Origin of the sequence: Chelativorans xinjiangensis (assembly GCF_009812055.1) — a bacterium.
Lineage (GTDB): Bacteria > Pseudomonadota > Alphaproteobacteria > Rhizobiales > Rhizobiaceae > Chelativorans > Chelativorans xinjiangense.
Map to the genome: position 1 here is coordinate 21,544 of NZ_WQNH01000011.1, position 21,935 is coordinate 43,478.

General features: G+C 64.5%; 18 protein-coding genes. 7 read left to right on the top strand and 11 right to left on the bottom strand.

The genetic code is table 11. The features are described from left to right. The gene (locus tag GM910_RS09760; protein ID WP_159587331.1) at positions 1 to 666 is read right to left on the bottom strand and encodes a tetratricopeptide repeat protein; all 666 of its coding nucleotides are present in this window, start codon (positions 664 to 666) and stop codon (positions 1 to 3) included. 135 nt (positions 667 to 801) lie between these two features. Here GM910_RS09760 and GM910_RS09765 point away from each other — a divergent pair, with 135 nt between their 5' ends. Beyond that, a complete protein-coding gene (locus GM910_RS09765; protein ID WP_159587493.1) occupies positions 802 to 1,140 on the top strand; it encodes a TraR/DksA family transcriptional regulator in 339 nt (112 codons plus the stop codon). 116 nt (positions 1,141 to 1,256) lie between these two features. Then, complete coding sequence (locus tag GM910_RS09770; protein WP_159587332.1) at positions 1,257 to 2,240, top strand: polysaccharide deacetylase family protein; 984 nt, start codon at positions 1,257 to 1,259, stop codon at positions 2,238 to 2,240. 188 nt (positions 2,241 to 2,428) lie between these two features. Here the strand turns inward: GM910_RS09770 and sbmA are convergent, their stop codons facing one another. Next, a complete protein-coding gene (gene sbmA, locus GM910_RS09775; RefSeq protein ID WP_159587333.1) occupies positions 2,429 to 3,742 on the bottom strand; it encodes a peptide antibiotic transporter SbmA in 1,314 nt (437 codons plus the stop codon). Between the two features lie 226 nt (positions 3,743 to 3,968). Then, positions 3,969 to 5,549, bottom strand: a complete 1,581-nt coding sequence (locus GM910_RS09780) for a BCCT family transporter (RefSeq protein ID WP_159587334.1) — start codon at positions 5,547 to 5,549, stop codon at positions 3,969 to 3,971. 345 nt (positions 5,550 to 5,894) lie between these two features. Here GM910_RS09780 and GM910_RS09785 point away from each other — a divergent pair, with 345 nt between their 5' ends. Beyond that, a complete protein-coding gene (locus GM910_RS09785; protein ID WP_159587335.1) occupies positions 5,895 to 6,161 on the top strand; it encodes a YMGG-like glycine zipper-containing protein in 267 nt (88 codons plus the stop codon). A gap of 118 nt (positions 6,162 to 6,279) precedes the next feature. On the opposite strand, the gene melA is transcribed toward GM910_RS09785, so the two are convergent. The 5 genes from melA to GM910_RS09810 are packed head-to-tail and all read right to left on the bottom strand — an operon-like array spanning position 6,280 to position 13,662. Further along, a complete protein-coding gene (melA, locus tag GM910_RS09790; RefSeq protein WP_159587336.1) occupies positions 6,280 to 7,650 on the bottom strand; it encodes an alpha-glucosidase/alpha-galactosidase in 1,371 nt (456 codons plus the stop codon). A 17-nt stretch (positions 7,651 to 7,667) separates the two neighbouring features. Further along, the gene (locus GM910_RS09795) at positions 7,668 to 9,335 is read right to left on the bottom strand and encodes an ABC transporter ATP-binding protein (RefSeq protein WP_159587337.1); all 1,668 of its coding nucleotides are present in this window, start codon (positions 9,333 to 9,335) and stop codon (positions 7,668 to 7,670) included. 10 nt (positions 9,336 to 9,345) lie between these two features. Then, positions 9,346 to 10,452 carry an ABC transporter permease gene (locus GM910_RS09800; RefSeq protein WP_159587495.1) on the bottom strand — a complete coding sequence of 369 codons (1,107 nt, stop codon included), beginning with the start codon at positions 10,450 to 10,452 and terminating at the stop codon, positions 9,346 to 9,348. 50 nt (positions 10,453 to 10,502) lie between these two features. Then, entirely contained in the window at positions 10,503 to 11,513 is a 1,011-nt protein-coding gene (locus GM910_RS09805; RefSeq protein WP_159587338.1) for an ABC transporter permease, read from the bottom strand. 55 nt (positions 11,514 to 11,568) lie between these two features. Next, the gene (locus tag GM910_RS09810) at positions 11,569 to 13,662 is read right to left on the bottom strand and encodes an ABC transporter substrate-binding protein (protein ID WP_159587339.1); all 2,094 of its coding nucleotides are present in this window, start codon (positions 13,660 to 13,662) and stop codon (positions 11,569 to 11,571) included. Between the two features lie 147 nt (positions 13,663 to 13,809). On the opposite strand from GM910_RS09810, the gene GM910_RS09815 reads away from it, so the two are divergent. Next, a complete protein-coding gene (locus tag GM910_RS09815) occupies positions 13,810 to 14,799 on the top strand; it encodes a helix-turn-helix domain-containing protein (RefSeq protein ID WP_159587340.1) in 990 nt (329 codons plus the stop codon). A gap of 25 nt (positions 14,800 to 14,824) precedes the next feature. On the opposite strand, the gene GM910_RS09820 is transcribed toward GM910_RS09815, so the two are convergent. From GM910_RS09820 to mtnK, 3 genes are all read right to left on the bottom strand, one after another. Further along, a complete protein-coding gene (locus tag GM910_RS09820) occupies positions 14,825 to 15,475 on the bottom strand; it encodes a hypothetical protein (protein ID WP_159587341.1) in 651 nt (216 codons plus the stop codon). Positions 15,476 to 15,536: 61 nt separating this feature from the next. Further along, the gene (mtnA, locus tag GM910_RS09825; RefSeq protein ID WP_159587342.1) at positions 15,537 to 16,643 is read right to left on the bottom strand and encodes an S-methyl-5-thioribose-1-phosphate isomerase; all 1,107 of its coding nucleotides are present in this window, start codon (positions 16,641 to 16,643) and stop codon (positions 15,537 to 15,539) included. After that, on the bottom strand, positions 16,640 to 17,926 hold the full coding sequence (gene mtnK, locus GM910_RS09830; RefSeq protein ID WP_159587343.1) for an S-methyl-5-thioribose kinase: 1,287 nt from the start codon (positions 17,924 to 17,926) through the stop codon (positions 16,640 to 16,642). The genes mtnA and mtnK overlap by 4 nt, the downstream gene beginning before the upstream one ends. A 214-nt stretch (positions 17,927 to 18,140) precedes the next feature. On the opposite strand from mtnK, the gene GM910_RS09835 reads away from it, so the two are divergent. The 3 genes from GM910_RS09835 to GM910_RS09845 are packed head-to-tail and all read left to right on the top strand — an operon-like array spanning position 18,141 to position 21,825. Further along, positions 18,141 to 19,652 (top strand): sugar ABC transporter ATP-binding protein, encoded by a 1,512-nt coding sequence (locus GM910_RS09835; protein WP_159587344.1) that lies wholly within the window; start codon positions 18,141 to 18,143, stop codon positions 19,650 to 19,652. Between the two features lie 57 nt (positions 19,653 to 19,709). Continuing rightward, positions 19,710 to 20,735 carry an ABC transporter permease gene (locus GM910_RS09840; protein WP_159587496.1) on the top strand — a complete coding sequence of 342 codons (1,026 nt, stop codon included), beginning with the start codon at positions 19,710 to 19,712 and terminating at the stop codon, positions 20,733 to 20,735. Positions 20,736 to 20,769: 34 nt separating this feature from the next. Continuing rightward, the gene (locus GM910_RS09845; RefSeq protein ID WP_159587345.1) at positions 20,770 to 21,825 is read left to right on the top strand and encodes a substrate-binding domain-containing protein; all 1,056 of its coding nucleotides are present in this window, start codon (positions 20,770 to 20,772) and stop codon (positions 21,823 to 21,825) included. Positions 21,826 to 21,935 lie beyond the last annotated feature (110 nt).

Genomic DNA, 21,935 nt, shown 5'->3' on the forward strand with positions numbered 1-21,935 from the left:
CTAGCCGGACTCGCCGGAGCCGGCGATCAGCTCGGACATCATCTCCGCCCGCTGGCGCGCGCCGACGGGAGCCTGCGGGTCGTCGATGATCTGCCCGAACAGGGCAAGCGCATTTTCCCGGTCGCCCTCATTCCAGGCGGCAAGGGCAAGGGTCTCGCGGGCGGTGTGGCGCATGGCATTGCCCTCGGCCGTCAAAGGCTCGACGCGGGTGGCGACATCGGTATAGCTGCCATGGTCGACGAGCAGCAGGGCGGCGCGCAGGCGCGCCATGTCGCGGATGGCAGCGGGCACCGAATTGTCGCCGGCGACAGCATCATACTTGGCGACCGCCTCTTCAGCTTTGCCGCCGTCGGCCAGGGCCGCCGCCGCGCGCAGGCGCGCCAGAACCGGATATGAGCCATAGCCGGAAGTCTCCAGTTCCTCCAGGGCGGCGAGCGCCTCATCCGTGTTGCCCTCGTCGGCCAGTTCCAGAGCGCGGGCGAACGCGTCGCCCGCCTGGTTGGCGCGTGACGTCGACCAGTATTGGTAGCCCACATAGGCGGCCGTCGCGAGAATAACGAGGGCCACGGCGGCGATCGCCATGGTCCCGTAGCGCCGCCACAGCGCCTTGAGCTGGTCCTGGCGAAGCTCTTCATTGACCTCGCGGATGAAACTGTCGTCTGACATGAAAAACCTGTTCACCGCCGGGGCGGTGCCCGGATTACTTTTCTGCCCGCGTTTTAGCGGAAATTCGCGCGCATGGAAGGGGGTTGGCGGAAAGAGACGATTGCGGCCTCGAAGCCGCATGCCTACGATGACGCGATGGCGATCGACCCAGACCTGGCGCGGCGGCGGCTTGCTGCAAAGCGCTCCGAACTCGAAGAGTTTTCCCGCCTCTCCGAAGAGGCGCGCAAGCCCGTGGAACTCGACCAGCAGTCGGTGGGTCGTTTGTCGCGCATGGACGCCATGCAGCAGCAGGCAATGGCGGAAGCAGCCGAGCGCGCGCGGCGGCGCGACCTCGCCCGCATCGAGATGGCCGAGCGGCGGCTGGCGGAAGACGAATACGGATACTGCCTCGACTGCGGCGAGGAAATCCCCGATCGGCGGCTGGAGATCGATCCGATGGCGGAGCGCTGCGTACGGTGCGCGACCGGCCGGTAGAGGCACGCCACCGCTTCTCACTATCCAAACCTGTGCAAACCCCGTCGCGGGCCCACACTGCGCCATAATTCCCCCCTACCCGGCGTGCGGGTTGTTCTTTCATACATGGCTGTTGAATGTCGTTCCTATTGCGTCTTGTCGCGTTCGCGCTTCTCCTCCTCGCCGTTCCCGCTCATGCCGTCCAGCGGCCGCAATATGTGATCGTCTCCTTCGACGGCGCGTCCTTTATCGAGCAGTGGGAGCGCAGCCGCGAATTGGGGGAGCGGACAGGCGCGCGCTTCACCTACTTCCTGTCCTGCGTCTATCTGCTCTCGTCCGAAACGCGCGACGTCTATCGGGGCCCCGGCATGGCGGCGGGCAGGTCCAATGTTGGCAACGGCGCATCCGAAGAGGACGTGCGCCGGCGGCTTATGCAGATTTGGCAGGCGCGTGGGGAAGGCCATGAGATCGCCAGCCACGGCTGCGGCCATTTCGACGGCGGCAAATGGAGCGCTTCCGACTGGAAACAAGAGTTCGGACAGTTCCGCGCCATCCTGCGCGAGGTCTGGGAGATCAACGGTCTCGAAGGCAAGCCCGAGGGCTGGCGCCCCTTCGCGGAACGCGAGATCGTCGGCTTCCGCGCGCCCTACCTGGCGACCGGTCCCGGCCTCTTCGAGGTGCTGGCCGACGAGGGCTTCCGCTACGATGCCAGCACCGTGTCGCGCGGGCCGGCGGCACCCGCGGCCAAGGGCGGGGTGATACGGTTCTCCTTGCCGCTGATACCGGAAGGGCCCGCCGAAAAGCGCATCATCGCCATGGACTACAATCTCTATGTGCGCCATTCGGGCGGGCTGGAGCGGCCGAGCCAGACGCAGGCCTTCGAGGACCGCGCCTATCGCGCCTTCGAGGCCGCCTTTGAAAAGGAATACGCGGGGGAGCGTACGCCGCTGCAGATCGGCTTCCACTTCACCCTCATGAACGACGGCGCCTATTGGCGCGCGCTGGAGCGCTTCGCCGAGGCCGTCTGCGCCAAGCCGGCGGTGCGCTGCGTCAGCTACCGGCAATACCTCGACGAAACCGCGCCGGCCTCGGCCGCATTGCAGGGAAGCGTCGACGGGTGAGGATGTAGGCCAGGAGAGGGTAAGGCACACAGCATCCGCCCTCGCCCTTCGACAAGCTCAGGATGAGGGCTTGCCTATGCGCCTCTCCTTCGACATCGTGACTCGCGAAGCCGTGGCCTTGCCTTCACCCTTATCCTGAGCTTGTCGAAGGACGAGGGTGAAGGCACGCATCGCAGCGCTGACGAAACTCACGCCACCGGCTGATCCTCCGGCCGCATGCCCGTTTGCTCGCGTTCCATGTAGTGCCGGTCGATATCGGGCAGCGGCTCGCCCTTGAGCGTCGCCTCGAAGGCCTTCAGGCGCTTGTAGATCGACATCAGTTCGACGATCGTCGTCCAGGAATTCACCAGATACTGGAAGGAACCTTCAACGCGGCTGAAAGCGCGGATGATCTGCTGCATGACGCCCAGCGTTATGGCGCCGCCGACGATGGAGGGTCCGAGCGCGATATAAGGCACCAGGTTGCCGATCTGCAGATAGAAGATACGCACTAGGTTGAAATACATGTAGTTGAGATAAAGACGGAAATAGTTCCTCCGCACGTTGTCGAACAGTTCGCGCACAGTGGGCGGCTTGGCGCGGTCGGCATGGTCCTCGCCATAGACCAGTTCCTTGCGGTAGGCCGCCTCCACCCGCTGGTTGCGGAACTCCAGGCCCGGCAGCCGGATGCCGGCCACTGCCACCAGCGCCGTGCCCAACACGGACCACAGGATAGCCACGAAGACGAGCCCCTGGCTCACCTCGCCGATGATCGGCAGTTCCTTCACGTTCGCCGACAGCCCCCACAAAAGCGGCAGGAAGGCGATCAGCGTCATCAGCGAGTCGAGCAGGCTGATGCCCAGGCTCTCGGTGATCGAGGCGAAGCGCATGGTGTCTTCCTGTACACGCTGCGCTGCGCCCTCGATGTGCCGCAGCTTCTGCCATTGCGCCATGTAGTGCGCGTTCATCGCCGTGCGCCAGCGGAAGATGAAATGGCTGACGAAGAAGCGGAAAAGCGTGCCGAAGAAGACATAGACCAGCGCAATGCGCAAGAAGGCAGCGATCTGCCAATAGAAGTCGCTCGCCTCCACCGCGTTCGGCGTGCCGAGGGCCGTCTGCACCATGTCGTAGAAGGTACCGAACCACTCGTTGATCATCACGTCGAGCTGGACGAGGAACCAGTTCACGAACAGGATGAGCGCCGAGCCGGCAACCGACCAGCGCGCCCAGGTGTGCGGGGAGAACCACATCCAGCCACCGACGAAGACGCCGATGACGGCGAGGAAATACTGATAGAACCAGAAACCCCCGGCTGACGACGCCGCTTCGGCGGCGGCGGCACGCGCCGCCTCCTCCGCCTCGGGGCCGAGCACGGCGGGATAGCCGTAGCCGAAGAAGCCGCCGAGGCTCAGCGACGGTCCGAGGCCCTTTGCCAGTCCGTACCACAGGAGAATGCAGAAGAGGCTCCAAAGAATGAAGCTGGCGAAGAACAGGCGCGGACGGGGGAAGAAGGAGACGAACATGGTGCATTCCTGAGTGCGGGTATAGAGCTGACGCAGGCCCCGCGGGCGTTATCTATCGCGCCGTATCCGAAGCGATACGGTGCGCCGCACATTACGGACGCCCATCACGCACCACAACATACGATTCTGTAACGTTGTGGTGACGGCGGTGAGCGCCACAAGAAAGGGCCCGCCGGTTATGGCGGGCCCTTCGTCGACCGGATTGCCGGCTCTGTCGTGTCTTTCCTCAGCGCTCCTCTGTCGCCAGTGCCCGCCAGGTGGCGTAAAGCATGAGCATCAGCAGGATTGCGAACGGAAAGCCGGTGGCGATGGCGCCGGCCTGCAATGCCGTTAGGCCGCCGCCCAGAAGCAGAACGATCGCCACCAGCCCTTCGAAGATCGCCCAGAAAACGCGCTGGGCCACCGGGGCGTCGATCTTGCCGCCGGCGGTGATGGTGTCGATCACCAGCGAACCCGAGTCGGACGAGGTGACGAAGAAGACGATCACCAGGATGATGCCGATCAGCGAGGAGATCGCGGCCAACGGCAGGTCCGCCAGCATGGCGAACAGCGAAAGTTCCGGCACGTAGTCGACCACCGTCTGCTGAACGCCCGTATAGCCCTCGACCAGGAACTGATCCAGCGCCGTGCCGCCGAACGTGGTCATCCAAAGGATGGACACCAGCGTCGGGATGATGAGCACGCAGGTGATGAACTCGCGCACCGTGCGGCCCTTGGAGACGCGGGCGATGAACATGCCGACGAAGGGCGACCACGAGATCCACCACGCCCAATAGAAGGTGGTCCAGCCGTGCACGAAGCTAGTATCGTCACGGCCGACCCAGTTGGAAAGTGTGGGCAGGTTCTTCACATAGGCCCAGACGTTACCGAAGAATCCGGTGATGATCGCTAGCGTCGGCCCAAGAAGGATGACGAAGAGCAGGAGGGCGATGGCCAACACCATGTTGATCTCCGACAGCCGCTTGACGCCCGCATCGAGCCCCGCCACGACCGAGACCAGCGCAATCGCCGTGATCCCCATGATGAGAAGCACGGTGTTGGTGTCGTTCACCGCAACCCCGTAAAGCTCGTTGAGGCCGGCCATGGCCTGCGAGGCGCCCAAACCCAGCGAGGTCGCCAGGCCGAACAGGGTGGCGAACACCGCCATGGTATCGATGACATGGCCGACCCAGCCGCGCACGCTCTCGCCGAAGATAGGATAGAAGGCGGAACGGATGGAAAGGGGCAGTCCCTTGTTGTAGGCCGCCAGCGACAGCGACAGCGCGAGTACCGCATAGATCGCCCAGGGGTGCAGGCCCCAGTGGAAGATGGTGGCCGCCATGGCCATCTCGCGCGCTTGCGCCACGGCGCCCGGCACCACCGTGCCGTCGACCACCGGCGACGCCACGCCGAGTGGCGGGTTGTTGAAATGATACATCGGCTCCAGCACGCCGAAGAACATCAACCCGATGCCCATGCCGGCGGCGAAAAGCATGGCGAACCAGCCCGCATAGGAATAGTCGGCCACGGCGTCCTTGCCGCCGAGGCGCACCTTGCCAAGCGGCGTCAACGCCACCACGAGACAGAAAATGACGAACAGGTTGGCCGAGATCATGAAGACCCAGTCGAAAGTCGAGGTGAGCCAGGTGCGCAGCCCCTCGAGCACCGGGCCGACGCTGTCGCGGAAAATCAATGTGACGATGACGAACGCGACAATGACGACGGCAGAAACGAAGAAGACGGGATTGTGGACATCCAGGCCCATGATCCGGACATTGTCCTGCCCTGGCGCAAGGCCGTGCTCCTCCTGGACGGGCGTATCAGCCATATTTAACTCCATTTTTGTCCGGCACAGGCAAGAAACAGGCCCCACGGCCCACGCGCCGGAACATTCCTCCGCACAACGAGCCTGTATAAAAACAGACGTCGGAAATGGTCTCTTTGCGACCTTAACCGTGCGGAATGAGACGAAAGTCCAACAATTCAGGCGGAAAATGAACCCTGCGGCGGCGAAAATGTGGCGAAATCGGCGCGTTTCCAGAAGATTCTCGCCGCTTGGGCGCATGGCGCTTGACGCGAGGAGTGCGACAGGGAAGCATCTATAGCGTTCATAGCCGGAACAATTCGTCGCAGGGCGCATTATATCCGGTGCAACGTCACGTTGGAGAGTCTTATGAGAAAGCTCATTCTTTTGGTGCCGTTCCTGGTCGCCGCCGCGGCGTGCACGCCCACCGAGCAGGGCGCGGCAATCGGCGGGCTGGGTGGCGCGGCAGTCGGCGCGGCGGTGGCCGGTAACGAGCTCGAGGGCGCGGTCGTCGGCGGCGCAGCCGGCGCTATTGCCGGCGCGCTTATCGGACGCGCGTCCGAGGGCCGTAACCAGTGCATCTATCGCGACGAGTACGGCCGCCGCTATTCCGCACAGTGCCCCCGCGGCTACTGAGCTTTCTGCCGCGGCACGTGCCGAACGGCAAAACCTGAATGGAAAGGCCGAAGCGAGCTTCGGCCTTTCCGTACTTGCGTCATCGAAACGGGTGCTGGCCCGGAAAGGAACCGCCCGCTTACGCTACCCGCCGTTTCGTCTCCCCACGTGCCCATTCGGGCAGCATGTCGCCATGGGCGGCGACGAGGTCATCGGTGAGGCTCCATATCTGTTCGAGGTCTAGTTCCGCCGCCGCGTGCGGGTCCATCATCGCCGCGTGATAGATGTGCTCGCGGCTCTCCTTCATGAGTGCGGTCACCGTCAGTTCCTGTACGTTGATGTTGGTGCGCATCAGCGCCGTGAGCTGGGGTGGCAGGGAGCCGACCACCGTCGGCTGAATGCCGTTGGCGTCCACCAGGCACGGCACCTCCACCGCACACCCCTCAGGCAGCGAGGTGATGTAGCCCTTGTTGGAGACGTTGCCGTAGATGACGGAAGGCTCGCCGGTCCACACGGAGTTCATGATCGAGGAGGCATATTCGTGACTCTCCTCCACTTCGATGCGCTCGGCTTTGCGATAGGCGTCGGCCTGCGCCTTCCAGCGCTCGATCTGCTCCACGCATCGCTTCGGATATTCGTCGAGCGGGATGCCGAACTTCTCGATGAGGTCGGGCCGGTCGCGCTTGATGAACCATGGCACGTATTCGGCGAAATGCTCGGAGCTCTCGGTGACGAAATAGCCGAGCCTCGTCAGCATCTCATAGCGCACCTTGTTGGGGCAGCGCGGGTTCCAGTGGCTGGGCTTCGGGAAACGCCCTTCACGATAGCCCTTGAGAAGTTCGGGATAGAGGTCCCTGTAGCTCCCGTCCGGCTGCCGGTGCTCGAAATTCAGGTAGAAGGCCATGTGGTTGATGCCGGCGGCACGGTAGCGGATCTCCTCCACCGGGATGCCGAGATCGCGCGCAAGCTCCCACGCCGTGCCCTGTACGGAGTGGCACAGCCCCACCTGCCGGATCTGCGGGTATTTTTCGGCGATCGCCCAGGTATTGATGGCCATCGGGTTCACATATTGCAGGAGGATAGCCTCGGGGCACACCTCCATCATGTCCGCGCACACGTTCCACAGGTGCGGCACGGTCCTGATGGCCCGCATGATGCCACCCACACCCAGCGTATCGGCAATCGTCTGGCGCAGGCCGTACTTCTTCGGCACCTCGAAGTCTATCACCGTCGACGGCTCGTAGCCGCCCACCTGGAAGGCGACAATGACGAAATCCGCGCCATCGAGCGCGGCACGCCGCTCCGTATAGGTCTCGACCTTCGCCGGGACCCCCAGTGTGGCCACCAGCTTATTGGCGACGACCGCGCTTTCCTCCAGCCGCTGGCGATCGACGTCCATCAGCGCGACGGTGGCGCCGGCAAGGGCGGGACGCTGCAGCACGTCGCCGATGATGTTCTTCATGAACACCGTCGATCCGGCACCGATGAAGGCAATTCTCGGGTATGCCATTCTGTTTTCTCCGAAATTCAAGCGGCAATTTCAAACGCGGCACGGACGAGCCGCGCCGTATATTCGGTTTTTGGGTTGGACAACACGTCTTCCACCGGGCCTTCTTCGACGATCTTGCCGAACTGCATCACCATCACCCGGTGGCACAGAGCCCGCACCACCTTCAGGTCGTGCGAGATGAACAGGTAGGAAAGGCCCTTCTCGTCCTGCAGCTTACGCAACAGCTCGATGATCTGCGCCTGCACCGACAGATCGAGCGCCGAGGTCGGCTCGTCGAGCAGGATGAATTCCGGCTCCAGCGCGATCGCCCGGGCGATGGCGATGCGCTGGCGCTGACCGCCGGAGAACTCGTGCGGAAAACGGTTGAGGATCGTGTCTGGCAGCCCGGCGTCGACGAGCGCCTGGCGCACGCGATCCACCCGCTCGCGCGTGTTCGCGCCGATACCGTTGACGATCAGCCCCTCCTCGATGATCTGCCTGACGGACATGCGTGGGTTGAGCGAGGCGAAGGGGTCCTGGAACACCACCTGCATGCGCGAACGCAGCGGCTGCATGGCCTTGCGGTTCCGCCCGTGGATCGCATCACCATTGAAGAAGATCTCGCCGCCCTGGTTGTCGATCAGCCGGATGAGGGCCTGGCCGAAGGTGGTCTTGCCCGAGCCGCTCTCGCCGACGAGGCCGAGGGTCTCGTGACGCTTCAGCCCCAGGTCGAGATTGTCGACGGCCACCAGGTCGAAATAGTCGGGCTTGAACATGCCGCCGCGCCGGAGCTTGAAGGTGACGTTGACCGTTCTGCCCTCCAGCACGATCGGCTCACCCCCGCCGAGCGGCTTTGCCGAACCCTTGGGTTCGGCGCCCATAAGACGTTTGGTGTAGGGGTGCTGTGGCTTGCGGAACAGCGCCTCGGTCTCGTTGTGCTCCTGCACGACGCCGTTCTGCATCACATAGACGTATTCGGAGAACTGCCGGACGATGGTCAGGTCGTGGGTGATCAGGATCACCGCCATACCGTACTTGTCCTTCAGCTCTTTGATGAGATTGAGGATCTGCGCCTGCACCGTCACGTCGAGCGCCGTCGTCGGCTCGTCGGCGATGAGGATATCCGGCCGGTTGGCCAAGGCCATCGCGATCATCACGCGCTGGCGCTGACCGCCGGAAAGCTGGTGCGGGTACTGCCTCAGCCGCGCCTCCGGCTCGGGAATGTGCACTTCCTCCAGAAGCTGCCGCGCCCTTTCCGTAGCTTCCTTGCCACTGATGCGATTGTGCAGATGCAGGATCTCGCAGATCTGCCGGCCGATCGTATAGACCGGGTTGAGCGAGGACATGGGCTCCTGAAAGATCATTGAGACCTTTTTGCCGCGCAAGCGCCGCATCCCCCGATCACTCATGGACACGATGTCCATTCCCGAAAGCGTGATGTTCGTGCCTGGCTTGATCGTCGCCCGCCGCGACAAGAGCCGCATCACCGTGCGCGCGGTGACCGACTTGCCCGACCCGCTCTCGCCGACGAGCGCAATGGTCTCGCCCTTGTGGAGCTGGAAGGAAACGTCGCGCACGGCATTCACCACTCCGCCCTCGACCTTGAAGTCGACGGCGACGTTGCGCGCGTCGAGGATCAGCTCGCGGCCGTGCCGGCCAAGATCGTGCCGCTCGGGCGGGGCGAAGGGATTGCTTCTGTCGAGCATCTGTTCCCCCTCAATACGGATCGATGGCATCGCGCAGGCCGTCGCCCAGCGCGTTGAAGGCGAAGACGGTGATCAGCACGAACACCACCGGCGAAAGGATCCACGGGTAGGAGCCGATGACGGAGAAGTTGGACGTGTCCTGCAGCATCAGCCCCCAGGAGATGAGCGGCGGCTTCACCGCAAAGCCGAGGAAGCCGAGGAAGCTTTCCAAGAGCACCACTGTCGGGATTGCCAGCGTGACGGCGACGATCACATGGGAGAGCACATTGGGCAGGATGTGGCGCAGGATGATGCGTCCGTCGCCCGCACCCACCGCCATCGCCGCGCGTACATAGTCGACGCGCGCCAGCGCCAGTGTCTTGCCGCGCACCTCGCGCGAAAGCTGCGCCCAACCGAGCGCGGCGAGCACGATCACGACGAAGGCCAGGAAGACGTTGGACGACGCGGTGGCCGGGATCAGCGAAGCAAGCGCGAGATATAGCGGCAGCTGCGGGAAGGCCAGCACCAGCTCCACGAAGCGCTGCAGCCAGGTGTCCGCGCGCCCGCCCAGATATCCGGAGGTGATGCCGACCAGGGTGCCGACGGTCGTCGTGATGCTAACGACGATAAGAGCGATGGCGAGCGAGATGCGTGCGCCGACAATGCCGCGCGAAAAGATATCGCGGCCAAACTTGTCGGTACCCAGGAAGTGCACCGGCTGGCCGTCGCGCGCGCCGAAGAAACGCACACTGGCTGGAACGAGGCCGAAGAGCCGGTAGGGGCTGCCCTCGACGAAGAAACCGAGCGCAATCGGGTTCTCCAGGTCCGGCCCGGTAACAGGCTGAAACGTCACCGGGTCAAGCTCCCCCGTCTCGCCGATCGGATAGGCGTAGGGCACGAGAGAGAGGCTGCCATCGGGCGCGAAGAATGTGATGTGGTCCGGCGGCGCGAAGGCGATGCCAGGCTCCTTCGGGTTCATCGGCGCGAAGAAATCGCCGAAGATCGCCACGATCACCAGGAGCGACACCAGAACCAGGCCGACCATGCCGCTGACGGAGCGGCGAAGGCGCCGCCAAACGAGCCGCGAATAGCTCTCCTCGCCGTGGCCGGGCCGGGTCGTCGGCACCTCCGGCGGCATTCCGGGCGTGGTTTCCTCGTGCTCGGTCGGGGTGGGAAGGATGGTCGTGCTCATTCGGCTGCTCCTCCCAGTCGTACGCGCGGGTCGAGCAGGGCCAACAGGAAGTCGGCGATGATGTTGCCGATGATCAGCGTCGCCGCCAGCACCAGCATGAACGTGGCCGTCACATAGACGTCGCCGCGGTTCATGGAGCCGACGATGGCCGGGCCGACGGTGGCGAGCGAGAAGACGATGGCGACCTCGATCTCGCCGGTCAGCATATAGGGCAGCACCACGCCCTGATAGGCGACAAGCGGATGCAGCGCGTTTGGCACGGCATGCTTGAGCACCACCGCGCCTTCCGACAGGCCCTTGGCGCGCGCCGTCTCCACATATTGCGCGTTCAGCGTATCGAGCAGGTTCGACCGCATGACGCGCATGTTGTAGGCAAGCCCGCCGAAGGTGGCGATGGCAATCACCGGCCAGACATGCTTCACCAGATCGACGAATTTCGCCCATGACCACGGCGCACCGCCATAACGCGGCGAGAAGAAGCTGCCGAGTTCCTGTACGTTGAGCTTGAAAGCGAGGATGTAGAGGATGATCAGCGCCAGCAGGAAGCGCGGGATCGTCATCCCGAGGAACGAGATGAACGAGAACAGCGTGTCGACCCAGCTATATTGCCGCGTCGCCGCGACGATGCCGAGTGTGATGCCCAAGATCGACGCCAGGATGTGACAGGTAAGCGCCAACAGGATCGTGCGCGGCAATCGTTCCGCCACCACGTCACCCACCGGCTTGTTGTAGAAGAAGCTGTGCCCGAAATCGCCGCGCGTCACGATGCCGGTGAGCCAGCGCGCATATTGCACCGGGATCGGATCGTTGAACCCGCGCGCCTCGCGCCAGGCCTCGGCCTGCGCCTCCGCCTGCTCGATCGAGGCGCCGCCCTGGTTGATAAGCTGGGAGCGGATGTAGTCGCCATAGTCGCCCGGCGGCGCTTGAATGATGGCGAACGTCACCACGCTCAAGACGAACAAAACGGGCAGCGCCGACAAAACGCGTATGGTCACGAAGCGCAGCATGTTTCAACTCTTCCTGGTGGACGAGGGGGCGGACCCCCTCGTCATTGTCGTTGCCTCAGTTCACCGGACCGTCCGCGCCCGGCTCTCCGGGCAGCGTCTCGGCAAACAGCTCGTAGTCCTGCTGCTTGTCCTCCGGCACATACACCCGCTCGCGAATGATGTTGTCCTCGGCCCAGTTGAACATGAAGATGGGCGAACCCGCGGGGATGTTGGCAAAGCGCTTGTTGATGATGAGCGCACCGGGATATTGCGTCACACCGATCCCCCAGAGGTTTTCAGTGTAGAGCTTCTGGTACTGCTTCATCAGCTCGAGGCGCTCCGCATTGTCCGTGCTCGCAGTGAAGGCGTTGACGGCCTGCACCATTTCCTCCTCGAAAGGCAAGAGGTCGAGTGTGCCGTCCGAGCCCGCGCGCCGCGTCCAGGTCGAGCGCGGCCCGACGGGTGCCAGCCGCTCCGTGAACTTAAGCGCTGTCGCCAATTCCTCGGAGTTGCGGTTCAGGGCCCAGTCGAACTTGCCGCCCTGCATGAGTTGGTCGTGCGTGTTGGAGTTCTGGATATCCAGAACCACGCGCAGGCCGATCCGCTCCATCATGGCGATGATGCCCTCGGCAAGGCTCCTGTCGGTCTGATAGTCGCCATTGATGAGCATGACGACCTCGACGTCCTCGCCGGCCACGCCTTCCGTGTCGTCAGGGAAGTTCACGATGCCGTTGCCATCGGTGTCGGTCAGTCCGGCTTTCTCGAGAAGGGCCTGCGCGGTCTCCACCGAATATGGATAGTAGACCGTGGACTCCTTGTCATAGAAGGACGTGCCGGAATAGAGCCCGCCCGGATAGATGGCCGTGAACGGCCCCTTGACCAGCGCCTCGCCCAGCCGCTGCCGGTCGAGCGCATGGGACACGGCCTTGCGGAAATCGAGATTGCGGTTGAGCTCCCTGAGCGCCTGGCCGCGTGCATCTGGGCTTCCCCAGCCATTGGCTGAAAGGTTCGGATAGACCGTGTAGCCGATGGTGCGCGCACCGAAGGCGAGCCGCGCCGGTGCGTCCTCGTTGGCCGCCTTGCGCAGCGCCTCGACATAGTTTTCCGGCTGTTCGAGGTTGGAGAAGTCGCCTGTGCCCGCCACCGCCTGCACGTCGCGGTCGGCCCAGGTGGACAGTTTGTAGTGCACCTCGTCGAGATAGGGCAGTTGGTTGCCCTCTTCGTCTACCTTCCAATAGTAGGGGTTGCGGCGCAAGACGATGATATCGTCCGACCGGTGCTCGACCGGCACCCACGCCCCCATCACTGGCCAGTTCATGAACTCCGGCGGGAAGGCGTTCTTGTACTGATCGTAGGTGTTGTCCGAGTATTTGGGATGTTCGGGTTTGAGGATATGCGCTGGCCCCGGGCAGAATGTGCCATAGGCCATCTGGTAGAGATATTGCTCGGGGAAGGCCTCCTCGAAGGTCCACCTGATCGTGTAGTCGTCGAGCGCTTCGAGCTTGGTTCCCGCGCCGCCGAAGGTGTCGACGGTAGCGCCGTTGAGCGGCGAGACGTTCGGGTCGACCACATGGTCTTCCCAGTAGAACATCACGTCCTCGGCATCGAAAGGATCGCCGTCGGACCATTTCGCGCCTTCGATCAAGTGCATGGTGAGTTGATGGCCGTCTTCCGACCATTCCCAGCTTTTGGCGAGGTTCGGCATCGGCTCCACCTCGTCGGCCTTGACCGTGAAAAGCGGCCCGACACGGGTCAGGCATTCCATCATGCCGATATCGATGCCGCCCCAGCCTTGGCTCTGGCCGGCGATGTAGTTCCAGCCCTCCGGCCTTCCGCCAATGACATGGCGCATCACGTCGCCATAGGTGCCGACGCCGTCGGGCATGTTGCCGGCCTTGAAGACCAGCGGCTCCTTCGGCAGGCGTTCGGCGACCGGCGGCAGCTTGCCTGTCTCGACGAACTTCTCGGTCACCCATTCGGGCTCGTGATATTCGTCCAGCGCACGGTATTCCATGATATCGGAAATGCCGACGAAGACCGGCTCGGTCTGCGCCGTGAACTTCGGCGGATCCGGGGGGACGGTCGGCTCGACCATCTCGGCGTGCACTGCCAGCGCGGACGCGCTCAGCAGCAGACTTGCCCCGCCAAGGGCAATCAGCTTCCTGTACATCTTTCCTCCCTTTCATCGCTTTACGCGTATTGCCGGAACTCCCATCCGGGGCACAGTTGCGTACCCCATGACGGTACCCCTTGCGCGACGCCACGCAATCCGGTTCTCTAAGCACTTGTTCCGGTTTTTAAAGATCGGGGAGGAAGCATGTCGGATGTGATCGAAAGGCGCGGGACGCGGAAGGAAAAGGCGAAGGCGCCGAAGCCGGTGCCGCGTCCTGATCGCCGGTTCTATGCCACCACGAAAGCCTTCGGCCGCTTCGGCATCCGCTGGTTCGACCCGCAGCTGATGCCGTCCGAGCACTGGCACGGCCATATCGAGTTCAACTGGCTGACCGAGGGAGGGATGGGCTATCTCTTCGACGGCCGGCCGGTGGAGATACCCCCGCAGCGCCTGGTGATGTTCTGGGCCGGCATTCCCCACCGCACGGTGAGCACCGACCGGGGAAGGAGCGGCGAGGCCCGCCAGTGCAACATCTACCTGCCGCTCGACACCTTTCTCTACATGCCCAATCTGGGCCGCCTTACCGAAACCATGATCGGCGGCGGTGTGATCGCGCTGCCGGACGACGCCGTCGACAACGCGCTTCTGGAGCGCTGGTACCAGGATTACCGCAGCGGCGATGCCGAGCGCACGGACATCCTGAAATCCGAGATCGCCAATATGCTGCGGCGCACGACGCTAGTCGGCTGGGAGGAGCTCCTGCCGCCATGGATCGAGACGCTGGAGCCGGTAACCCGCACCGCCTCGCCGCTCAGCTACGTCGTGGCGATGGTGCGCTATATCCACGAGAACCTGGCCGAGCCGATCTCCTCAAGGGATATCGCCCGCGTCGTCGGCCTGCACCCCAACTACGCGCTCAACCTGTTCACCCGTGTCATGCGCATTCCCGTGCGCCGCTTCGTCATCCGCATGCGGCTCATCCGCGCCCGCGCGCTGCTCTTCGAGGGCAACCTGTCGATCGCCAACGCCGCCTTCCAGTCCGGCTTCGCCTCGCTCAGCCAGTTCTACGCCCATTTCCGCGCCGCCTACGGCATGACGCCGCTGGAGATGCGGCGGAACCTGGTGGCGAGCGGAAAGCTCTCCGGGAAGCCGGGAAAGGATACCTGGACCGACTGCCAGCGCGATGCCGTGTGAGGCGGGGCCGTGCGAGGCGGGTCGCTCACGCCACCCGCCGCACCTCCTCCACCTCCTTTGCCAACGCCACATGCACCAGCGCTGATAGAAGCCGTGGCAGGTCGCGCCGCGTCACCAGCTGCGCAAGCCCCTCCGCACTCGCAGGCAGTCCGACCTTCTTCGCCGCATCCAGCGCCTTGCGGTCGGCAAAGGGATAGAGCTCGTCCCAGGCGCTTTGCGCCTCGCGGAAGAAGATGTCCGCGCCGACATCGCCGATGCCCTTGAATTCCTTCAAGAGCTCGCGCTCGCGCTTGGGATCGCGCCCGGCCGCCTCGCGCAGCTTCCTGAGATCGCCGCCGTAGCGCTCCTGGATGAGATCGGTGGAAAAGCCGATATAGCGCGAGGTGCTCTCGTCGTAGCGGGCATAGCTGGAGCGGTTGAGCACCTTCACCCGTTCGGCCCAGGTTGTCGCCGCCATCTTCTTCGGCGTGCGCCAGCCCTGGTCGAACAGGGCCTGGGCCGCGTTCTGCGCTGCGCCGGCGGAAATGCGCGCACTGAACAAGAGCGAGGCGATCAGCCACTGGTAAAGAGGCGCCGGCGTGTTCTTCGCCACGTCGATGCGCAGCATGTCAGCATAGCTCTTGGGATAGCGGTCGAGTACTGCCTGCGCGAGATTTCGGTCGCTTGCCTTGGCCATCGTCACACCTTTCTCGCTTTCGCCTACCAGACGCGCGAGAGCCCGGAATGTTCCGATGTCCTCAAGCCGCGGCCTTCGCCCGCTCCGGAAACAGCTTCGCCAGCCCCTCCGCCGAGGCCTCCGCCACCCCGCGTTCAGTGATCAGCCCGGTCACCAGCCGCGATGGCGTCACATCGAAGGCCGGGTTGCCGGCGGGGGTCGCGTCGGGCGAGATGCGCACCTGCCGCGTCCTCCCGTCCTCGTCACGCCCCCACACCAGCGACACCTCGTCGCCCGAGCGTTCCTCGATGGGAATTTCCTTCACCCCGTCGCGTACCGTCCAGTCGATGGTCGGCGAAGGCAGGGCGACGTAGAAGGGCACGCCGTTGTCCTTCGCTGCGAGCGCCTTCAGGTAGGTGCCGATCTTGTTGCACACGTCGCCATGGGCGGTGGTGCGGTCTGTACCGACGATCACCAGGTCCACCATGCCCCTCTGCATCAGGTGACCGCCGGCATTGTCGACGATCAGCGTATGCGGCACGCCATGCCCCGCCATCTCCCAAGAGGTGAGATGCGCACCCTGGTTGCGCGGCCGCGTCTCGTCCACATAGACGTGGACGGGGATGTTCTCCTCCGTCGCCAGATAGATCGGCGAGGTGGCGGTGCCGTAGTCCACCGTCGCCAGCCAACCAGCGTTGCAGTGGGTGAGGATGTTCACCGGCTCACCCGGCTTCTTGGTCCTGGCAATCTCCTTGATGATCTTCATGCCGTGCCTGCCGATCGAGCGGTTCAAGTCCACGTCTTCATGGGCAATCTCCGCCGCGCGGCGATACGCCGCCTCTGCGCGTTCAGGCTCCGGCAGGGGCTTGAGCAGATTGCGCATCTCGTCCAGCGCCCAGCGCAGGTTGATGGCTGTGGGACGCGTCGCGTGCAGTTCTTCCCACGCGGCGTCGAGCGCCCCGTCGGACGGATCCTCGCGCATCCTGATCGCAACGCCGTATGCCGCCGTCACGCCGATCAGCGGCGCCCCGCGCACCCACATGTCGCGGATGGCGGTGGCGATGCCCGCGACGTCGCGCACGTTTTCCACGCGGAACTCGTGCGGCAGCCAGCGCTGGTCGATGAGGTCGACGGACCAGCCGTCCGCGTTCACCCAGATGGTACGGTAATGCTTGCCTGCGACTTTCATGACTGCCTCCCCATCAAGGCGCTAGCGCGCCCTTCATCAAGCAGTTGCGCCAAGTGGTTGATCTCCGTGAGCGAGGCGATGTGGCGCCGGTTCACCGCGATGTGACGCCCGAGTTTCAGCGCCGCTGCCTCGCAGGTCGCCCTCATCCCCGTGTCCTCGATATCCTCGAAGTCGGCATTGTGGGCGAGGCCGAGGATGCGCCGGTGCATCTCCACCCCGGCAAAGCCCAGCATGTCGGTCCAGATCTCGTGTAGCACATGGCCCAGCGCCTGCTCGGCCCCCAGCGCATCGCCCTGATCCTCATAGAGGCAACTAGGATACAGCATGCCCGCACGCTCCGTGCGCCACAGCCGGGAAAACTCCGCCCGGAAGACGGCCCACGTCTCCTCGATCACCTGCAATAGATAGGTGCGCATTCCGGCACGGGAACCCCCTGCCTCGTGGCCTTTCTGCGAGAAGAAAGCCATCCAGTAGTTGGCGAGCAGCATGCCGACATCGAAGGCGATGGGGCCGTAGAAGGCAAACTCCGGGTCGATGACCCGCGTGTCCTTAGCCGTCACCATCACCGAGCCCGTGTGCAGGTCGCCGTGCACCAGCGTCTCGGCCTTGGCGGCGAAGAGATGCTTCATCCTCTGCGCCTCGACCTTGAGGTCGCGGTCAGCCCTCAGTTCCGCCACCACCGGCTCGAGCTCCGGCGTGTGCCGGTTCATGGGGGCGTCGAAATAGGGATCGGTGAAGACGAGGTTCTCGGTGATGTCGCAAAGCTCTGTGTTGTCGGCGAACAGCGCCAGGTCCGCCTTGCGTTCGCGCGTCTCCATGTGAAAGTCCGAGCCGCGGAAGAGCGTGCGCGCCATGAAGAGCCCGAGGTCCTCGGCGATCTTCGGAAGCTGTTCCCCCTTGATGAGCGCGCGCCGCAGGATGATGTGCGGCGACAGATACTCCATGACGATCAGCGCCTGGGCCTCATCGAAGTAAAAGACCGCCGGCACCGATCCCGGCGCCCGCTTTTCCTGCCGCGTCAGCGCGTGATACTCGAAGAAGGAGCGTTTCAGCGGCAGCGGCCAGCTGTCGCCGACGAGCCGCACATAGGGAAGCGCCTGTTTGACGACGACACTGCCCGCCTCACCCTTGACGATGAAAACGAGATTGAGGTTGCCGTCGCCCACCTCGCGCACCTTCCAATGCTCCGGCGCCGCACCGACCCGCTCCGCCACGGCGGGAAGCGCGCTCAGCCGCGGGGCCAGCGTCTCCACCGTCAACGCCTGAAACGCGTCTTCCTTCATTCTCTTGCCTCCTCCCGTACCCCCACCGATTGTGGAGCCTCAACAGTTCATCGTCTATCCGACCTTGCGCCTCTTGGCCGTGGATCCCCGGGTCAAGCCGAGGGCCTACCTCCCCCGCGCCTGCCGTCTCGGATCACGCTACCAACGCTCTGTCATTTGTCAATGATGTTGACAAATGCTTGGCCTGTGCCTAGCGTCATTCTGGGAGGAAGTCATGGCAGAGGACGCCATTTTCCGCATTGCGGGTCTCGGCAAATCGTTCGGCCGCAACGAGGTGTTGCGCGGCATCTCGCTGGAATTGCGTGCCGGCGAGGTGACCGTGCTGATGGGCGCCAACGGCGCCGGCAAGTCCACGCTCGTCAAGATCATGAGCGGCATCCACCGTGCCGACAGCGGTTCCATGGCGCTGGGCGCCTCCCCCTTCGCGCCTTTGACACCCGCCGAGGCGATGCGCGCCGGCGTCGTCACCGTTCACCAGAACATCGATGACGGCGTGGTCGGCACGCTGGACGTCGCCACCAACCTCGTCCTCGACCGGCTCAACGGCGCCGGCCGTGGCACCTTCTTCAACCCCCGCCGCGTACGCCGCGAGGCGCGGGAGGTTGCAAGCCGCATGGGGCTCGCCATCGACCTGTCCACCGATGTTACCGAGCTTCCGCTGGCCGACCGGCAGATGGTGGCCATCGCCCGCGCCATGGCGCACGAGCCGAAGGTGATGATCCTCGACGAGCCCACCTCGTCCTTGTCGAGCAACGAGGCCGAGCGCCTCTTCGCCCTTATCGAGCGCCTGCGCGCCCGCGGCGTCGCCATCCTCTACATCTCACACCGCATGTCCGATATCCGCCGCGTGGCCGACCGCATCATATCCTTGCGCGACGGGCGCATCTCCGGCCTCTTCGAGGAAAAGCCGCTCGACTACGAGGGCGCGGTCAACGCCATGCTGGGGCAGAGCCTGGGGGCGAGCGGCGTCGCCTCGCAGTCGGCAACGCGGGCGATCTTCGCGGCAAGCGGTCTGCAGCTTGCCGAGGGCGCGCGACCGTTCTCGCTCGAACTCGGCGCCGGCGAGGTGGTGGCTGTCACCGGCCTCGTCGGCGTCGGCAAGACGCGGCTGGCCGAAACCCTCTTCGGCATCCAGGCTCCGCTCGTCGGCGAAATGCACCTCGACGGCAGCCCCTACGCGCCGGCAACCCCCACTGAGGCCATCCGCCGCGGCGTCTTCCTCGTCGCCAAGGACCGCGCCAAGACCGGCATCGTGCCCGATTTCAACATCTACGAGAACATGAGCCTGCCCTTCTTGCCGCGCTTCTCGCATTTCGGCATGGCCAGGCGCCGGGCCGAGCGCGCCGCCGCGCGCCGCCAGATCGCCGACCTCAAGGTGGTCTGCCGCTCCGAACGCGACGATCTCGCCACCCTTTCGGGCGGCAACCAGCAGAAGGTGACGGTCGCGCGCTGGCTGTCGCAGTCGTCCCGAATGCTCATACTCGACGAACCCTTCCAGGGCGTCGACATCGCCGCCCGCCACGACATCGCGGCCAAACTGCGCGAAAGCGCCGCCAAGCGGGCGACGCTCCTGTTCCTGACGGAACTCGACGAGGCCTTGGAGACGGCAGACCGCATCCTCGTCATGTCCGAGCACACAATCGTCGGCGAGCATTTGAACCGGGACGTGGACATGGATCGCCTCCTGGCCGAGGTGGCGGGCAAGGGGCTTCAGGGTGCGGCGTGAAGGAAGTGGAGAGTTCAACTCATGGACAGTAACCTGGCCGAGAAACCGACGGCTGAAATGCATGAGACGACGCCCGCCCGTCCGCGCCTTCCGCTGCGCAACCTCATCATTCGCTACGGCTTCCTGACCCTCCTTGCCGGCCTCATCGTCTTCTTCTCGCTGGCCACGCGCGGCTTCGCCTCGCCTCAAGCTGCGGTCTTCATTTTGCAGTCGGTCTCCATCACCGGTATCCTGGCGCTCGGTGTGACGGCCACCCTGGTCGTCGGCGGCTTCGACCTTTCCATCGGCTCCATCGCCACCTCCGCCATGATGGCAGCCGCCTATGTCATGGTGATTCTGGAGCAGAACGCCTTCGTTGCCGTCGTCGCCTGCCTCGCCATCGGCGCTTTCGTCGGCCTTATCAACGGCCTCATCATCTGCTACATGCGCGTGCCGGACCTGCTTGCCACCCTGGGCATGATGTTCCTGCTCATCGGCCTGCAGCGCATTCCCACCGAGGGCCGCTCCATCGCCGCCGGCATGACCATGCCCGACGGCTCGACCGCCGAGGGCACCTTCAGCACCGCCTTCCTGGCGCTTGGCCGCCACCGCTTCGACTTCTTCATCGAAAACCTGGTGCCGGCTGCGGTGGTGGTGCTCATCGTGCTCGCCGTCCTCATCTGGTTCTTCCTCGAATACACCCGCTTCGGCCGCATGATGTATGCCGTGGGCTCGAACGCGCGCGCCGCCGAGTTCGCCGGCGCACCGGTCAAGGCCTACAAGATCTGGGCCTATGTCATCTCCGGCGTCTTCGCGTCCATCGGCGGCATCCTCTTGGCCGCCCGCCTCGGCCGCGGCGACATCGCCTCGGGCAACAATCTTCTGCTCGACGCGGTCGCCGCCGCCCTCATCGGCTTCGCCGTCCTGGGCGCGGCCAAGCCAAACGCCTTCGGCACGGCCATCGGCGCGCTTTTCGTCGGCGTGCTCCTACAGGGCCTGACCATGATGAACGTGCCCTACTACACGCAGGATTTCGTCAAGGGGGCGGTGCTGGTCGTCGCGCTCGTATTCACTTTCGCACTGCTTGGCCGCAACGGCCGGTAGGCGGGACATCGGGAGGGTAAAAGTGGAGGAAAACATGAAATTCTCACGCAGACATCTGGGCAGGCTCGCCGCCGGCCTTCTGGGGGCAAGCATGCTGTGGCCGGCGGCCGCAGGCGCGCAGGACATGCCCGCCCCCTTCGACAATCCGGGCGACGTGGAGATTGCGCTGGTGCGCTATCTGTCGACCGGCGATTTCTTCCAGGCCTATCTGTCGGGCGTCGAGGCCCAGGCCAAGGCGCTGGGCGTCAACCTGCGCGTCTTCGACAGCCGCCAGGACGCGGCCCTTCAGGCGGACATGGTGGACCAGGCGATCGCGCTTGGCGTCGACGGCATCGTCATCCAGCACGGCCTGACGGAATCCATGAAGGAAGCCGCGCAGCGCGCCGTGGACGCCGGCATCAAGGTCGTCGCCTTCGACGTCAACGTGGAGAACGAGGCGATCCCGCAGATCGAGCAGTCCGACCGCGACCTTGCCCGCCTGGCGCTCGAACAGGCGATCGAGGACAACGGCGAGGAGTGGAAGGCCGGCTACGTCTACGTCGCCGGTATCGCGCCGCTCGACCGGCGCAACGAGACCTGGGTAGAGTTCAAGGAGAAATATCCGGGCATCGAGGAAGTCGCGCAGTTCGGCACGCTCGACAACCCGATCGCCAACTCGGTCGCCAACCAGGCACGCTCGGTCGTCACCGCCAACCCGGACATTGAGGTCATGTTCGCGCCCTATGACGAGTTCGCCAAGGGCGTGAAGATCGCCGTCGACGAGGCGGGGCTTGCCGACGGCATCAAGATCTACTCCGCCGACATCTCGACGGCCGACATCTCCGCCATGCGCGAGCCCGGCAGCGCCTGGGCCGCGACGGCCGCCACCAACCCGGCCGTCGTCGGCGAGGTCTCGGTACGCGCGCTCGCCATGCTCTTGGCCGGCGAGGACCCCGGCCAGAACGTCATCGTCCCGCCGACGCTGATCACCCAGACCCAGCTCAACGACGAGGACATCAAGAACATGGAGGAGCTGTCGCAGAAGCTGCCGCAGTTCGCCCATGCCGACGTCGCGGTGCCGGAGTGGATGCCGCTGCCGCCGCGCGAGTAGGCAGTTCAGGTCGGGACCGAGAAGGGCCTTGTCAGACGAGATTAGGTCGGTTCCCCACCGCGCGTCATTCCGGCCGAACGAAGTGAGGGCCGGGATCCATTCCGTGACGG

Coding starts and splice junctions, on each gene's coding strand:
- GM910_RS09760 (WP_159587331.1), bottom strand. CDS start 666: ATGTCAGACGACAGTTTCATCCGCGAGGTCAATGAAGAGCTTCGCCAG.
- GM910_RS09765 (WP_159587493.1), top strand. CDS start 802: ATGGCGATCGACCCAGACCTGGCGCGGCGGCGGCTTGCTGCAAAGCGC.
- GM910_RS09770 (WP_159587332.1), top strand. CDS start 1,257: ATGTCGTTCCTATTGCGTCTTGTCGCGTTCGCGCTTCTCCTCCTCGCC.
- sbmA (WP_159587333.1), bottom strand. CDS start 3,742: ATGTTCGTCTCCTTCTTCCCCCGTCCGCGCCTGTTCTTCGCCAGCTTC.
- GM910_RS09780 (WP_159587334.1), bottom strand. CDS start 5,549: ATGGCTGATACGCCCGTCCAGGAGGAGCACGGCCTTGCGCCAGGGCAG.
- GM910_RS09785 (WP_159587335.1), top strand. CDS start 5,895: ATGAGAAAGCTCATTCTTTTGGTGCCGTTCCTGGTCGCCGCCGCGGCG.
- melA (WP_159587336.1), bottom strand. CDS start 7,650: ATGGCATACCCGAGAATTGCCTTCATCGGTGCCGGATCGACGGTGTTC.
- GM910_RS09795 (WP_159587337.1), bottom strand. CDS start 9,335: ATGCTCGACAGAAGCAATCCCTTCGCCCCGCCCGAGCGGCACGATCTT.
- GM910_RS09800 (WP_159587495.1), bottom strand. CDS start 10,452: ATGCCGCCGGAGGTGCCGACGACCCGGCCCGGCCACGGCGAGGAGAGC.
- GM910_RS09805 (WP_159587338.1), bottom strand. CDS start 11,513: ATGCTGCGCTTCGTGACCATACGCGTTTTGTCGGCGCTGCCCGTTTTG.
- GM910_RS09810 (WP_159587339.1), bottom strand. CDS start 13,662: ATGTACAGGAAGCTGATTGCCCTTGGCGGGGCAAGTCTGCTGCTGAGC.
- GM910_RS09815 (WP_159587340.1), top strand. CDS start 13,810: ATGTCGGATGTGATCGAAAGGCGCGGGACGCGGAAGGAAAAGGCGAAG.
- GM910_RS09820 (WP_159587341.1), bottom strand. CDS start 15,475: ATGGCCAAGGCAAGCGACCGAAATCTCGCGCAGGCAGTACTCGACCGC.
- mtnA (WP_159587342.1), bottom strand. CDS start 16,643: ATGAAAGTCGCAGGCAAGCATTACCGTACCATCTGGGTGAACGCGGAC.
- mtnK (WP_159587343.1), bottom strand. CDS start 17,926: ATGAAGGAAGACGCGTTTCAGGCGTTGACGGTGGAGACGCTGGCCCCG.
- GM910_RS09835 (WP_159587344.1), top strand. CDS start 18,141: ATGGCAGAGGACGCCATTTTCCGCATTGCGGGTCTCGGCAAATCGTTC.
- GM910_RS09840 (WP_159587496.1), top strand. CDS start 19,710: ATGCATGAGACGACGCCCGCCCGTCCGCGCCTTCCGCTGCGCAACCTC.
- GM910_RS09845 (WP_159587345.1), top strand. CDS start 20,770: ATGAAATTCTCACGCAGACATCTGGGCAGGCTCGCCGCCGGCCTTCTG.